The organism is Burkholderia sp. BCC0419, assembly GCF_902830285.1.
GTDB lineage: Bacteria > Pseudomonadota > Gammaproteobacteria > Burkholderiales > Burkholderiaceae > Burkholderia.
In genome coordinates, this window is record NZ_CADESR010000001.1 from 2,337,281 (window position 1) to 2,351,403 (window position 14,123).

At 69.0% G+C, this 14,123-nt stretch carries 11 protein-coding genes; 4 read left to right on the top strand and 7 right to left on the bottom strand.

Going from position 1 to position 14,123, the window contains the following annotated elements; all coding sequences use genetic code 11:
- On the top strand, positions 1 to 3,309 hold the full coding sequence (locus tag HWW87_RS10385) for an efflux RND transporter permease subunit (RefSeq protein WP_175820213.1): 3,309 nt from the start codon (positions 1 to 3) through the stop codon (positions 3,307 to 3,309).
- A gap of 209 nt (positions 3,310 to 3,518) precedes the next feature.
- On the opposite strand, the gene HWW87_RS10390 is transcribed toward HWW87_RS10385, so the two are convergent.
- The 4 genes from HWW87_RS10390 to HWW87_RS10405 all read right to left on the bottom strand — a co-directional run bounded on the left by HWW87_RS10390 (position 3,519) and on the right by HWW87_RS10405 (position 8,319).
- Positions 3,519 to 4,481, bottom strand: a complete 963-nt coding sequence (locus HWW87_RS10390) for an AraC family transcriptional regulator (RefSeq protein ID WP_175820214.1) — start codon at positions 4,479 to 4,481, stop codon at positions 3,519 to 3,521.
- A 31-nt stretch (positions 4,482 to 4,512) separates the two neighbouring features.
- Positions 4,513 to 5,604, bottom strand: coding sequence for a porin (locus HWW87_RS10395; protein ID WP_175820215.1), 1,092 nt, complete (start codon positions 5,602 to 5,604; stop codon positions 4,513 to 4,515).
- Between the two features lie 89 nt (positions 5,605 to 5,693).
- Entirely contained in the window at positions 5,694 to 7,895 is a 2,202-nt protein-coding gene (locus HWW87_RS10400; RefSeq protein WP_175820216.1) for a molybdopterin cofactor-binding domain-containing protein, read from the bottom strand.
- A complete protein-coding gene (locus HWW87_RS10405) occupies positions 7,879 to 8,319 on the bottom strand; it encodes a (2Fe-2S)-binding protein (RefSeq protein WP_175820217.1) in 441 nt (146 codons plus the stop codon). Before HWW87_RS10405 ends, HWW87_RS10400 begins: the two co-directional genes overlap by 17 nt.
- 250 nt (positions 8,320 to 8,569) lie before the next feature.
- Here HWW87_RS10405 and HWW87_RS10410 point away from each other — a divergent pair, with 250 nt between their 5' ends.
- Complete coding sequence (locus tag HWW87_RS10410; protein WP_175820218.1) at positions 8,570 to 8,953, top strand: VOC family protein; 384 nt, start codon at positions 8,570 to 8,572, stop codon at positions 8,951 to 8,953.
- Between the two features lie 106 nt (positions 8,954 to 9,059).
- Here HWW87_RS10410 and HWW87_RS10415 read toward each other — a convergent pair whose 3' ends face one another.
- Positions 9,060 to 10,547 (bottom strand): NYN domain-containing protein, encoded by a 1,488-nt coding sequence (locus tag HWW87_RS10415; RefSeq protein ID WP_175820219.1) that lies wholly within the window; start codon positions 10,545 to 10,547, stop codon positions 9,060 to 9,062.
- Between the two features lie 281 nt (positions 10,548 to 10,828).
- Here HWW87_RS10415 and HWW87_RS10420 point away from each other — a divergent pair, with 281 nt between their 5' ends.
- Positions 10,829 to 11,458: an SDR family oxidoreductase gene (locus HWW87_RS10420; RefSeq protein ID WP_174385166.1), complete on the top strand. Its 630-nt coding sequence runs from the start codon at positions 10,829 to 10,831 to the stop codon at positions 11,456 to 11,458.
- Between the two features lie 85 nt (positions 11,459 to 11,543).
- On the opposite strand, the gene HWW87_RS10425 is transcribed toward HWW87_RS10420, so the two are convergent.
- Both HWW87_RS10425 and HWW87_RS36945 read right to left on the bottom strand, forming a co-directional pair.
- Entirely contained in the window at positions 11,544 to 12,092 is a 549-nt protein-coding gene (locus tag HWW87_RS10425; protein ID WP_175820220.1) for a peroxiredoxin, read from the bottom strand.
- 15 nt (positions 12,093 to 12,107) lie between these two features.
- A complete protein-coding gene (locus tag HWW87_RS36945) occupies positions 12,108 to 12,440 on the bottom strand; it encodes a hypothetical protein (protein ID WP_208449937.1) in 333 nt (110 codons plus the stop codon).
- On the opposite strand from HWW87_RS36945, the gene cdpA reads away from it, so the two are divergent.
- The gene (gene cdpA, locus HWW87_RS10430) at positions 12,370 to 14,112 is read left to right on the top strand and encodes a cyclic di-GMP phosphodiesterase CdpA (protein ID WP_208449936.1); all 1,743 of its coding nucleotides are present in this window, start codon (positions 12,370 to 12,372) and stop codon (positions 14,110 to 14,112) included. The two genes, HWW87_RS36945 and cdpA, sit on opposite strands and share 71 nt — an antisense overlap.
- The last annotated feature ends 11 nt before the right edge of the window (positions 14,113 to 14,123 follow it).

Below are 14,123 nucleotides of genomic sequence, written 5' to 3' on the forward strand. Positions count from 1 at the left end.
ATGAACCTGTCGCGCCCCTTCATCACCCGCCCCGTCGCGACGACGCTGCTCGCGCTCGGCGTCGCGCTCGCGGGCCTGTTCGCGTTCATCAAGCTGCCGGTGTCGCCGCTGCCGCAGGTCGACTTCCCGACGATCTCGGTGCAGGCGTCGCTGCCGGGCGCGAGCCCGGAAACGGTCGCGACCAGCGTGACGAGCCCGCTCGAACGGCACCTCGGCTCGATCGCGGACGTCTCCGAAATGACGTCGACGAGCACGGTCGGCAATGCGCGGATCATCCTGCAGTTCGGCCTGAACCGCGACATCGACGGCGCCGCGCGCGACGTGCAGGCCGCGATCAACGCGGCGCGCGCCGACCTGCCCGCCGCGCTGAAGAGCAACCCGACCTACCGCAAGGTCAACCCGGCCGATTCGCCGATCATGGTCGTGTCGCTGACGTCGGAAACCGCGTCGCCGGCGAAGGTGTACGACGCCGCGTCGACGGTGCTGCAGCAGTCGCTGTCGCAGATCGACGGGATCGGCCAGGTCACCGTGAGCGGCTCCGCGAACCCGGCCGTGCGCGTCGAGCTCGAACCGCAGTCGCTGTTCCACTACGGGATCGGCCTCGAGGACGTGCGCGCGGCGCTGGCTTCCGCGAACGCCAACGCGCCGAAGGGCGCGATCGAGTTCGGCCCGCAGCGCTTCCAGCTCTATACGAACGACCAGGCGTCCCAGGCGTCGCAATACCGCGACCTCGTCGTCGCCTACCGCAACGGCTCGGCCGTGCGGCTGTCCGACCTGTCCGACGTCGTCGATTCGGTCGAGGACCTGCGCAACCTCGGTTTATCGAACGGCAAGCGCGCGGTGCTCGTGATCCTCTACCGCTCGCCCGGCGCGAACATCATCGAGACGCTCGATCGCGTGCGCGCGGCGCTGCCGCAGCTCACCGCGTCGCTGCCGGCCGACATTACGGTCACGCCGGTGCTCGACCGCTCGACCACCATCCGCGCGTCGCTGAAGGACACCGAGCACACGCTGCTGATCGCGATCAGCCTCGTCGTGATGGTCGTGTTCCTGTTCCTGCGCAACTGGCGTGCGACGCTGATCCCGAGCGTCGCGGTGCCGATCTCGATCATCGGCACGTTCGGCGCGATGTACCTGCTCGGCTTCTCGATCGACAACCTGTCGCTGATGGCGCTGATCGTCGCGACCGGCTTCGTCGTCGACGACGCGATCGTCGTGCTCGAGAACATCTCGCGGCACATCGAGAACGGCAAGTCGCGGATGCAGGCCGCGTTCGACGGCGCGCGCGAAGTCGGCTTCACGGTGCTGTCGATGAGCATCTCGCTCGTCGCGGTGTTCCTGCCGATCCTGCTGATGGGCGGGATCGTCGGGCGCCTGTTCCGCGAGTTCGCGCTGACGCTGTCGCTCGCGATCGCCGTGTCGCTCGCGGTGTCGCTCACGGTCACGCCGATGATGTGCGCGCGGCTGCTGCCCGACAAGCACGACCCGCAAAACGAGGGCCGCTTCGGGCGCCTCCTCGAGCGCGGCTTCGCGCGCATGCAGCGCGGCTACGAGCGCTCGCTGTCGTGGGCGCTACGCCGGCCGCTGCTGATCCTGCTGACGCTGTTCGCGACGATCGGGCTGAACGTCTACCTGTATATCGTCGTGCCGAAGGGCTTCTTCCCGCAGCAGGACACCGGGCTGATGGTCGGCGGCATCCAGGCCGACCAGTCGACGTCGTTCCAGGCGATGAAGCTGAAGTTCTCCGAGATGATGCGGATCGTGCAGGGCAACCCGAACGTGAAGAGCGTCGCGGGCTTCACCGGCGGCACGCAGACCAACTCGGGCTTCATGTTCGTCACGCTGAAGGACCGCACCGAGCGCAAGCTGTCGGCCGACCAGGTGATCCAGCAGTTGCGCCCGCAGTTGGCCGATGTGGCGGGTGCGCGCACGTTCCTGCAGGCGGCGCAGGACATCCGCGTCGGCGGCCGGCAGAGCAACGCGCAGTACCAGTTCACGCTGCTCGGCGATTCGAGCGCCGACCTGTACAAGTGGGGGCCGATCCTGACCGAGGCGCTGCAGAAGCGCCCCGAGCTGACCGACGTGAACTCCGACCAGCAGCAAGGCGGCCTCGAGGCGATGGTGACGATCGACCGCGCGACGGCCGCGCGGTTCGGCATCAAGCCCGCGCAGATCGACAACACGCTGTACGACGCATTCGGCCAGCGCCAGGTCTCGACGATCTACAACCCGCTGAACCAGTACCACGTCGTGATGGAAGTCGCGCCGAAGTACTGGCAGAGCCCGGAGATGCTGAACCAGGTGTGGATCAGCACGTCGGGCGGCAGCGCGAACGGCTCGCAGACCACCAACGCGGCCGCCGGCACCTTCGTCGCGACCTCGGCCGGCACGTCGAGCGCCGGCACGGCCACGCAGAGCGCCGCGGCGATCGCGTCCGATTCCGCGCGCAACCAGGCGCTCAACGCGATTGCGGCGAGCGGCAAGTCGAGCGCGTCGTCGGGCGCGTCGGTGTCGACGTCGAAGTCGACGATGATCCCGCTGTCGGCGATCGCGACGTTCGGGCCGAGCACGACGCCGCTGTCGGTCAACCACCAGGGGCTGTTCGTCGCGACGACGATCTCGTTCAACCTGCCGCCGGGCGTGTCGCTGTCGCAGGCGACGCAGATCATCTATCAGACGATGGCGCAGGTCGGCGTGCCGCCGACGATCGTCGGCAGCTTCCAGGGCACCGCGCAGGCGTTCCAGCAGTCGACCAACGATCAGCCGATCCTGATCCTCGCGGCGCTGCTGGCCGTCTACATCGTGCTCGGGATCCTGTACGAGAGCTACATCCACCCGATCACGATCCTGTCGACGCTGCCGTCGGCCGGCGTCGGCGCGCTGCTCGCGCTGCTGCTGTTCAAGACCGAGTTCAGCATCATCGCGCTGATCGGCGTGATCCTGCTGATCGGCATCGTGAAGAAGAACGCGATCATGATGGTCGACTTCGCGATCGACCAGACGCGCAACAACGGGAAGTCGTCGTTCGACGCGATCCACGAGGCGTGCCTGCTGCGCTTCCGCCCGATCATGATGACGACGATGGCGGCGCTGCTCGGCGCGCTGCCGCTCGCGTTCGGCAGCGGCGACGGCGCCGAGCTGCGCGCGCCGCTCGGGATCGCGATCGCCGGCGGCCTGATCGTGTCGCAGGTGCTGACGCTCTATACGACGCCGGTCGTCTACCTGTACATGGACCGGCTGCGCATCTGGGCCGAGAAGCGCCGCAACCGCCGCGGCAATACCGGCGGACCGGCGGTGGCCGGCGAGTAAGCGCGTCGCGGCGCGCGGCCGCGCACGGAGCGACGGGGCCTGCCGCATCGCCCCGCTCCGGGTGCCGGCCGGCGCCGCGGCAAGCTCGCGGTGCCGCGCATCGAACGCCGTGTGGGGCCGGCGCCGACAAAACCGCTGGCGTCATCGCCGCCAGTCAGCAGCGATCGGCAGCAGTCAGCAGCGCGGATACCCGATGGCGGGACGCGCGGTCATCCATGTCGTGCCAGGTCATACAGATCGCGTGCGTTGCGCGCATAGCGGCGCGGCGCCATCCCCGACCAGCGATGGAATGCGCGCGCGAACGCCTTCTCCGACGTGTAGCCGACCCGCTCGGCGATCTCGATCAGTCGCAGCTTGCCGTTCGCGAGCTCGCCGCTCGCCAGGTACATCCGATAGGCGGTCAGATGGCCGATCGGCGTCTCGCCGACCAGCCCGGCGAACTGCGCGCAAAAGCGCGAACGCGACATGCCGGCCTCGGCCGCGAGGCTCGCGAGCTGCCAGTTGCGCCGCGGGTCGCGGTGCATCAGCGCCATCGCGCGGCCGATCTGCGGATCGGTCAACCCGCGCAGCCAGCCCGTGTGATTCGCCGACGATTGCAGATGCGCGCGCAACAGCTGCACGAACAGCACGTCGGCCAGGCGCGTCGCGGCGACCGCCCAGCCCGGCTGGCACGCCATCGATTCCTGGATGAAGCTCTGCAGCGTGCTCACGAGCCACGGCGCGACGGCCGCATCGTTCGCGCGCACGTGGATCAGCGTCGGCAACACGGAGAACAGCGGGCTGCGCACGATGTCGCGATAAATGACGATCCCGGTATAGAGCTCGCTGGTCGCGCCGCCGCCGCCCGCGACGAATTCGAGCGGCGTGTCGAAGCGCGGCCGGATGCCCTTGTCGGCCATCAGCGTATCGAACGGCACGGGCGGCACGTCGAGCGACGACGCCATCACGTGCTCGTCGCCGTGCGGCAGCAGCACGAAGTCGCCCGGCTCGACGTGCACGGGCGCGGCGCCCGCGACCGACAGGAAGAACGGGCTGCCCGCGCAGGTGCGAAACGGCGCGCCCGCGACGGCCGGCTTGCGGATCGCCCACGGCGCACTCAGCGTGAAGCGCCCGGTGACGACCGCATCGGCCCGCAGGTCGGTCAGCACGTCGCTGAGAAGATCGGTCGTCATCGTCGAAGTCTCCGTGGAACGCGCCGCCGCGTCAGAAGCGCTGCTGGATGCCCGCCATCGCGCCGACCTGGTTGCGGCCGGTGCCGACCGTGCCGCCCGCCGCCACCGCCGACGTGCCGAGCGCGCTGTTCGTCATGTAGCCGACCGACGTATAGACCAGCGTGCGCTTCGACAGGCTGTAATTCGCCCGCCCGACGAACAGGTTCGAGTCGTAGCGGCCGCGCAGCAGATAGCGCACGGCCTGTGCGTCGAATGATAGCGCCGGGCTCGCGTAGACCGTGCCGCCCGCGAAAAATAGGTCCGACTGGCTGTGGGCCGCGGCCGCCGTGTTGCGGCGGATCCAGCCCGCGCCGAGCTTCGCGATGCCGAACTTGACGTACGCGTCGACGATCGTGCGCGTGTCCGTATAGCCGGGGCTCGACAGCGGCGCCGACGCGCCCGTGCCGCCGTGCATCACGTCGTACGAAGCCGCCACGCCGAACTGCGGCGCGTCGTACGCAACCATCATCGTGTACTGACGGCAGGCGACCGGGTCGCCCGCCACGTTGCCCGCGCAGTTCGTGGCCGACGGGCCAGCCGGGCCCGCCGCATCGCGCCCGGTGCTGTAGGTGCCGCCGAGCGTCACGCCGCCGAAGTGGCCGAGATAGCCGACCGCATTATCGCTGCGCGCATTCGGCAGATAGCTGTCGAAGCTCGCCATCGAATGAATCGACGGGCCGATCACGTCGGCGTTGAGCAGCACGAGCATCGACATGTTCATCTGCCGCCCGAGCGTGAGCGTGCCGTACGGCGAATCGATGCCGACGTTCGCCTGCCGGCCGAAGAGGCGGCCGCCGTAGTTGAGCGCACCGGAATTCAGCGCGAAGCCGTTTTCGAGCACGAAGAACGTGCGGTAGCCGCCGCCGAGATCCTCGACGCCGCGCAGCCCGACGCGCGACGGCACTTCACCGGTCAGCGACGGCATGCCCGCGACCGCGCCGCCGCCCGCCGCGTGGTTGTAGTACTGCACGCCGGTGTCGACGATGCCGTACAGCGTCACGCTGCTCTGCGCATGCGCGCCCGGCGCGGCAACGGCGGCCGCCGCGAACGAAACGGCCGTCGTGGCCGTGCGGAAGGTTTTCATGGGAGTCTCCAGACCATTTATATAGTTATGCTTGCTATTGACCGGCGACGCGCACGGCGCCGCCGGTCAAGTGGGAAATACCGGGTCGGTCAGGTCGCGAGCGGCGTATCGAACGGCATCGAGCGCGGCCGCTCGCCGGTCGCGCGCCAGATCGCGTCGGCCACCGCCGGCGCGACCGGCGGCAACGCGACTTCGCCGCAGCCTTGCGGATCGCGATCGCTGTCGACGATCACGACCTCGATCTTCGGCATCGCAGCCAGGCCGAGCAGCGGATAGTCGGCGAAATTGCGCTGCACGACCGCGCCGTGCTCGAACGTGATCTCGCTCCTGAAGGTGTTGGTGAGCGCAAAGCCGACACCGCCTTCGACCATCTCGCGAATCAGCAGCGGATTGATCGCGCGGCCGCAGTCGATCCCGCACACGATCCGCTCGAGCTTCACGTTGCCGCGCGTCACGCGCACCTCGGCAATCGCCGCGACGTACGTGCTGAACGCGCCGCCGCGCCCGGTATACAGCGAATACGCGACCCCGCGCGACAGGCCGGCCGGCGCGCGGCCGAACCAGTTCGCGCGCGCGGCCGTCGCGTCGAGCACGCGCAGCGCGAGCGCGTCGTGCTTCAGCAACGCGCGCCGGTATTGCACCGGGTCGGCCCGCACCGTATGCGCGAGCTCGTTCACGAAGCTTTCGAGGAAGAACACGGTCGACGTGCTGCCGACGCTGCGCATGAAGCTGACCGGAATCGGCTGCATCACCGTGACCGAATCGACCAGCAGGTTCGGCACGTCGTAGCCAAGGTCGTACAGGCCGTCGAGCATCGTCTCGTCCCAGCCGCCCGCCTTGTCGTAGTGGTCGCGCTTGATCGCCGCATACAGCGAATGGCCGACGACGCGCGCATGCAGCGCGACCGGCAGCCCGTCGCGGCCGAGCGCCGCGCGAAACCGCGCGGACGCGCACGGCCGATAGAAACCGTGGCGGATATCGTCCTCGCGCGAGCGGATCACCTTCACGGGCCGCCCGACCGCCTTCGACGCGACGGCCGCATGCACGACGAAATCGGGCACGTACTTGCGGCCGAAGCTGCCGCCGAGAAACGTCGTGTTGACGATCACGCACTCGGCCGGCACGCCGAACAGCGCCGACAGCGTCCAGCGCACCTTGTCCTGCCCCTGGATCGGCCCCCAGACCTCGATCTCGCCGGCCCGCACGTGCACGGTCGCGTTGACGGGCTCCATCGTCGCGTGAACGATGTACGGCGTGTGGTAATCGGCTTCGACGACGCTGCCGGCCTCTGCGAGCCGGCGCGCGGGCTCGCCGATCGTCGTCGCGACCACCGCATGCTCCGCCTGCAGCGCGCCCTTGCGCTGCGCGAGGATCGTCGCACTGTCGAATGCCGGCGTCGGGCCCGCGTCCCACACGATGTCCGCCGCATCGCACGCCTTCTTCGCCTGCCAGTAGCTCTGCGCGACGACGATCACCGCGTCCTTCGCGAGCACGACGTCCGCCACGCCGGGCATCGCGCGCAACGCGTCGCAGTTCTTTACGGCCGTGGGCCGGCCGTTCAGCGTCGGCGCCATCGTCAGCGCGCCGACCAGCATGTCGGGCACCTGCACGTCGATGCCGAAGATCGCGCTGCCGTCGACCTTCGCGGGCACATCGAGCTTGTGCAGCGGACGGCCGATCAGCGTGTGCGCGGATGCCGGTTTCAGGCGCGGCTGCAGATCGGGCGGCAGCCTCGCTGCATCGTCGACGAGCGCGCCGTACGACAGCGAACGACCGCTCGGCGGATGGACGACGCGGCCGTCGCGCGTCACGCACTGCGTGTCGCGCACGCCCAACCGCGCGGCGCCGGCCCTCAGGAACGCGGAGCGCGCCTGCGCCCCCGCGATCCGCAACCGCGTGTAGAACATCGTCGCCGACATCGATGCGCCGACGAATTGCTGCGGCGCCTCGTTCGCGGCGTCGATCCGGTACGCGTCGCGCCCCGTGACGAACTCGACCGTCACGCTGCGCCAGTCGGCATCCATCTCGTCGGCCAGCACCTGCGGCAACCCGGTATGGACGCCCTGCCCGACTTCCGCCTGCGACAACCCGATGATCGTCCTGCCGTCCGCGTCGACGCGGACCCAGTCGTTGATCTCGCGAAAGCGCGCGCCGCCGGCCGCCTGCACGACGTCGCCGAACGCGAGCGGCAGCAGCAGGCTGCCCGCCAGCGCGACGCCGCCCTTCAGGAACACGCGCCGCGCCGCATTCGGCACGGGCCGCGTCTGCACCGCGTCAGCCGGCCGCGACATGGATCGCCTCGCGAATGCGTTGATAGGTCGCGCAGCGGCACAGGTTCGTGACGGCCTCGTCGATCTGCGCGTCGGTCGGCTTGCGGTGGCGCGCGAGCAGCGCGGCCGTCGCCATCACCATCCCCGACTGGCAATAGCCGCATTGCGGCACGTCCTTCTCGATCCACGCGCGCTGCACCGGATGCGAGCGGTCGTGCGACAGCCCTTCGATCGTCGTGACCGCGCGGCCCGCGACGCTGGCCGCCGGCAGCACGCACGTGCGCGCGGCTTCGCCGTCCAGGTGCACGGTGCAGGCGCCGCATGCGCCGATGCCGCAGCCGTACTTGGTGCCGGTCAGTCTGGCCGAGTCGCGAATGACCCACAGGAGCGGCGTATCGGGATCACCGTCGAAATCGAACGGCTGGCCGTTCAGCATGAAGCGCATCGTCTGTCTCCCTGTTGCGCATCGCCTGTTCGTCATCCGGCGGATGACGGCGATGGCTTACAGGAATTCTTGGCGTCGCAAAAAGCGGCGCCAATGACCTTTGCTCCCGAAAAGGTAGCCGTTCGTCCAGATCGTTTCAGCCGATGAATGGCGGGTGCCGCCCGGTGCGCGCCGGCCCCGGCTTGCGGACCGGCCGCGATCGGCTATCGTGTGTTCATGCCCACCGCCGCCCGCTTCACGGGAACCCGCCATGAACGTCCAGCTCAACCATACGATCGTCTGGTGCCGCGACAAGCATGCGTCGAGCCGCTTCCTCACCGAACTGCTGGAATTGCCGTCGCCGACGCCGTTCGGCGCGATGCTGGTCGTCGCGCTCGACAACGGCGTGTCGCTCGATTTTTACGAACAGGCGGGGGAGATCCGGTCGCAGCATTACGCGTTCCTGATCGACGAAGCCGGCTTCGATCGCGTGCTCGCGCGCATTCGCGAACGCGGGCTGCCGCACTGGGCCGATCCGGCGAAGCGGCAAGCCGACGACATCTACCGCCACAACGGCGGACGCGGCGTGTACTTCGACGATCCGGACGGTCACTTCCTCGAAGTGATGACGCAGCCGTACGTGCTGAACGGCTAGCGCGGCAGGCCGGCGTGGCGCCGGCCCGGATGGTGCGGCGCGGATGTCGCCCGGTTGCGGACGAGACCCGGCCGATTGCGCGACTGCCGCCGGCTGCCAGCTACCGTTACTCGGCGGCGGCCGTCGTCTTGCGCGGACGGCGCGCGCGCGGTGCCGCCTTGCGAGCCGGCTTCTTCGGCTTGGCGGCGGCCGGTGCTTCGGCAGCCCCCTCCGGAGTCGCTTCGACCGACGCCACGTCGTGCGACGGTTGTGCGGCCGCGTCCCGAGCGCCCGAAGCGCGAGGCGCCGGCTCGGCGGGCATCGCCGCGTGCCGCTCGTCATGCGCCGCGTCGCGATGCGGTTCGTCCGCATGCTGGCCGTGCGCGTGCGCATCGCCACCGTGCGTCGCGTCGCCCTGCGCGGCGGCGTCCGGCTTGCCGGCCGCGTGGCGACCGGCGCCCTTCGCGGCCGCTGCCTTCTTCGCGCCGGTCTTCTTTGCCGCGCTCTTGCGCGCACGCTTGCGGCCATCCTTCGCGTCGCCGTGCACGTCGGCCACGTCGGGCGTGTCGGGTGCATCGTGCGTTTCGGCCGGCGCCGCGTCGGCCACCTCGGCAACCTCCGCGTCTTCTGCGTCGACCTGCACGCTTTCGTGAACGACCGCTTCCGCCCGCTGCCCGCGACGGCGCGCCCCGCGGCCGGCCGGCGCAGGCTCCGCCGCGCGCGTGCCGTGATGGGCGCCGTGGTACGCTGCGCCGCCCTCGCCGCCCGTCGCGGCGTGCTCGGCTGCAGCCGACTGGCGGGAGCGCGACACGAACGCGCCCGACTTGTCGTCGCGCCCCACTTCGAGCAGGCCGCGCGCCTGCGCCTCGTCGAGCAGGTTGCCGAACGCGCGGAATCCGTAGTACGACTCGTTGAAATCCGGCTTGCGGCGCTTGATCGCGCTCTTGAGCACCGACGCCCAGATCTTGCCGACGTCGTCGCGCTCCGACGCGAGCGCGTCGAACGTCTCGACCGCCAGCGCAATCGCCTCGGCCTTGCGCGCATCCATGTCGTGCTTGCGCGACGGCTCGTCGGGCCGCTTCGCGCCGCCGTTGCTCGCGCGCTGCTGCTGTTCGCGCTTCGCGAGCGCACGCTGCTGCTCGCGCACCAGATCGTCGTAGAAGATGAATTCGTCGCAGTTCGCGACCAGCAGATCCGACGTCGATTTCTTCACGCCGACGCCGATCACCTTCTTCGCGTTCTCGCGCAGCTTCGACACGAGCGGCGAAAAATCCGAATCGCCGCTGATGATCACGAACGTATCGACGTGCGACTTCGTGTAGCAGAGGTCGAGCGCGTCCACGACGAGCCGGATGTCGGCCGAATTCTTGCCCGACTGGCGCACGTGCGGAATCTCGATCAGCTCGAAGCTGGCTTCGTGCATCGACGCCTTGAAGCCCTTGTAGCGATCCCAGTCGCAATAGGCCTTCTTCACGACGATGCTGCCTTTCAGCAGCAGCCGCTCCAGCACGGGCTTGATGTCGAATTTCTCGTACTTCGCATCGCGCACGCCGAGCGCGACGTTCTCGAAGTCGCAGAACACGGCCATGCTCACGTTGTCCAGGGGTAATGCCATGTGTACTCCAACCGGTGGGCCGACGCGTTATTGACGCGTAATGGCGAAAAAATACATCGGGCACATGATAGCCGGTCGGCGCGTCATTCCCGCATCCGTGTGAATGAATGAACGCCGCTACCGGGTGCCGGTTCGCCCGAAACCGGTTCGCCCGCCGGGATGCCCGATGCCGGTACGCCCCTTATTACGCACCCGCGGCCGGGCCAATTCGACATTACACTTGAGTTATCGGTCGTCCGTCCCTATCTGGATGGATGACGCATCGAGCAAGGAGCGGTTTCATGACGACGAAGGTACTGCTGATTGGCGCGACCGGCCGCACCGGCCAGGCCTGCGCGGATCTGCTGCTCAAGCAGCCGGAGTTCGAGGTCACGGCGCTCGTGCGCCGGCACGGCTATGCGCTGGCGGGCGCACGGGTCGTCGAGGCCGATCTGACGAACGATTTCTCGCACGCTTTCCAGGGCATCACGCACGTGATCTACGCGGCCGGCTCGGCCGAATCGGACGGCGCGACCGAAGAGGAGCAGGTCGACCGCGACGCGGTCGCTCGCGCGGCCGACTACGCGCTCGCCTACAACGCGCAGAAGCTCGTGGTGGTCAGCTCGCTGTCCGCGTACCGGCCCGAGCACGGGCCGGACGCGCTGCACCACTATTCGCAGATGAAGCGCGAAGGCGACGACCGCGTGATCGCGTCGGGCGTCGACTACGTGATCCTGCGGCCGGGCCCGCTCACGGACGACCCGGGCGTCGGCAAGATCGCGCTGACCGACACGTGGCTCGAGCCCGCGCCGCCCGTCTCGCGCCAGGATGTGGCATGGGCGGCGATCGAGGCGATCAAGCTGGGCATCTCGCGCAAGGTCGTCGGCTTCGTCGGCGGCGGCGTGCCGATCGAGCAGGCGCTGCGCGCGTAACGGCTGCTTGCGCGCCGCCGGGACGCGGCGCGCGCCGGTGCCCGCGGCCCGCACGACGGGCCGTTGCCACGCGCGGGGCAACCGCTTACTGCTTCGGATGCGCGTCGGCCCACGCCTTCACGGCGGCGAGCGTGTTCTCGACGTGCTTGTCGGGCGACAGGCTCGTGTATTCGTAGAGAATCTTCCGTTCCGGCGAAATCACGTAGGACACGCGGTTCGCGCGGTCGAGCGCCGGCAGCTTCGCGTCGTATTCGCGGATGATCTTCGCGTCCGGGTCGGCCGCCACCGGGAACTTGCTCCGGCACTCGCTCACCGAGAACTTCGTCAGCGTGTCGATGTTGTCGGCCGACACGCCGATCACCGTCGCGCCGTAAGCCTTGTAACGGTCGACCGCGTCCGCGAACGCATGCGCCTCGATCGTGCAGCCCTTCGTGAACGCCGCCGGATAGAAATACAGCACGACCGGCCCCTGCTTCAGGGCGTCCGCGAGCGAGTACGTGTAAGTCTTGCCGCCCAGCGACGCCTGCGTCCTGAAATCGGGCGCCGCGGCGCCCGGCTTCAGTTCCGCCTGCGCCAGCAGCGCATGGCCGGCCACCAGCGCCGCCATGGCGCCCAGCAACAGTTTTCGCTTCATCTGCGTCCTCATTTCTTATAAAGTCAGCCCGATGTAGGCCACGTGGGCGTTCGCCTGCCGAACACCCGCATCGATGATCCGGCCCGCGGCAGCGCTGCCCGCGGCCGGCCCGTTAAAGATTTCGCACAGTCTGCCGTTATTCCTTCCGGACAACCGGTTCCAGCCCTTCACGTCAGCGAGAAACATGGAAGCCAACAGGAAACAGACGTCACGCAAGGGCTCCTGGCGCAGCGCCTTGCATACGCTGCGCCGCTTCGCCCGGTCGGGCGGCGCGCTGATGCCCGCGCGCGCCGTCGCGCCGCGACGCGACGACTCCGTGCGCAACTGGCTGGAACAGACAGTCGGCACGGTGGATTTCCTCGCCCATGTCGACCGCGAACTGCGCTTTCTGTACGTGTCCGATGCGAGCCTGCGCTTCATCGGCTACCACCGCGACTACCTGCATACGCTGACGCTACGCGACCTGATCGCCGAACAGGATACCCCGGCGCTCGAAGGCCTGCTCGCCCGCGCCGCACGTTCCGGCCAGGTCGAGAAGGCGACGATGTGCATCGTCAAGTCGCTCACCTACCCGCTGGACGTCGAGGTCCGCGCGTTCAAGAGCCGCCACCACGGCGTCGACGGCTTCGCGATCGCGGCCTTCGACGTGTCGTCGTGGCGCGCGCTCGAGGCGCGCCTGACGTACGAAATGCACCACGACCCGATGACGGGGCTCGACAACCTGTCCGCACTCGTGCCGGCGCTGATGCGCGCGCAGCAGACCGCCGACGAGGACGGCACCTGCGCGGCGCTGCTGCTGCTCGACCTCGACGACTACCAGCGGATCAACCGCGCGCTCGGCTACGACGCGGGCGACATGCTGCTGCGCGAGACCGCGCAGCGGCTGAAGGCGCTTGTCACGCCGAACGAGCGGCTCGCGCGCGTCGCGAGCGACAAGTTCGCGGTCGTGCTGGGCGCACCGGACCGCACGCAGGCGAGCCATGCCGCCGATGCGCTCGCGCGACGGCTGCAGGCCGCGGTGCGGGAGCCCTACGTGTTCCAGGGGCAGACCGTGCACCTGTCCGCGAGCATCGGCATCGCACTCTACCCCGACGAACGTGCCGCGCCGCATCGGGCGCAGCATCACAGCCCGCTGCTGCGCCGCGCCGACCACGCGCTCGCGCAGGCGAAGACATCGGGCGGCAACGCGCTCGCGTTCCATGCGCCCGTCGACGATCCGGCCGACGCCGAACGGCTCAAGCTCGAAGCCGACCTGTACGACGGCGTGCGCAACGGCGAGTTTTCACTGCATTTCCAGCCGATCACGCGCAGCCAGTCGGGCGCGGTGGTCGGCGTCGAGGCGCTGATCCGCTGGCGCCATCCGGTGCACGGCCTCGTGCCGCCGGCCACCTTCATCCCGCTCGCCGAATCGATCGGCCTGATCAACTACCTCGGCAACTGGGTGCTCAAGGCCGCGTGCATGCAGCTCGTCGCGTGGGACGGCCAGGGGCTCGCGCTGCAATATGTGGCGGTCAACGTGTCGCCGCAGCAATTCCGCGACCCGCGCTTCACGCAGAGCGTGCGCGAGGCGATCGCGCTGACCGGCATCGACCCGCGCCGCATCGTGCTCGAAATCACCGAAAGCCTGCTGATGCACGATCCCGCGCACGCGAAAATGCTGCTCGAGGAGTTGACCGGCCTCGGCATCCGCTTCGCGATCGACGATTTCGGCACCGGCTATTCCAGCCTTGCCTATCTGCAGCGCTTCCCGCTCGCGAAGCTGAAGATCGACCGCAGTTTCGTCGAGAACCTGCTGACGTCGCGCAACGACCGCGCGATCGTGTCGGCGGTGGTCGGCCTCGCGCAAACACTGGATCTCGAGCTCGTCGCCGAAGGCGTCGAGACCGAGGCGCAGCGCGAGCTGCTGACGGAGATGGGCTGCAATCACATCCAGGGCTGGCTCGTCTGCCAGGCGCTGCCGTCCGAGGAGCTCGCGCGGCGCTTCGAGGCGCAGCAGCTGCACCTGTACGCCGCCGCCTGACGCGCGCGGCG

Excerpts from the sequence above, each read along its gene's own strand:
- HWW87_RS10385 (WP_175820213.1), top strand. The coding sequence starts at position 1 with ATGAACCTGTCGCGCCCCTTCATCACCCGCCCCGTCGCGACGACGCTG.
- HWW87_RS10390 (WP_175820214.1), bottom strand. The coding sequence starts at position 4,481 with ATGACGACCGATCTTCTCAGCGACGTGCTGACCGACCTGCGGGCCGAT.
- HWW87_RS10395 (WP_175820215.1), bottom strand. The coding sequence starts at position 5,604 with ATGAAAACCTTCCGCACGGCCACGACGGCCGTTTCGTTCGCGGCGGCC.
- HWW87_RS10400 (WP_175820216.1), bottom strand. The coding sequence starts at position 7,895 with ATGTCGCGGCCGGCTGACGCGGTGCAGACGCGGCCCGTGCCGAATGCG.
- HWW87_RS10405 (WP_175820217.1), bottom strand. The coding sequence starts at position 8,319 with ATGCGCTTCATGCTGAACGGCCAGCCGTTCGATTTCGACGGTGATCCC.
- HWW87_RS10410 (WP_175820218.1), top strand. The coding sequence starts at position 8,570 with ATGAACGTCCAGCTCAACCATACGATCGTCTGGTGCCGCGACAAGCAT.
- HWW87_RS10415 (WP_175820219.1), bottom strand. The coding sequence starts at position 10,547 with ATGGCATTACCCCTGGACAACGTGAGCATGGCCGTGTTCTGCGACTTC.
- HWW87_RS10420 (WP_174385166.1), top strand. The coding sequence starts at position 10,829 with ATGACGACGAAGGTACTGCTGATTGGCGCGACCGGCCGCACCGGCCAG.
- HWW87_RS10425 (WP_175820220.1), bottom strand. The coding sequence starts at position 12,092 with ATGAAGCGAAAACTGTTGCTGGGCGCCATGGCGGCGCTGGTGGCCGGC.
- cdpA (WP_208449936.1), top strand. The coding sequence starts at position 12,370 with ATGCCCGCGCGCGCCGTCGCGCCGCGACGCGACGACTCCGTGCGCAAC.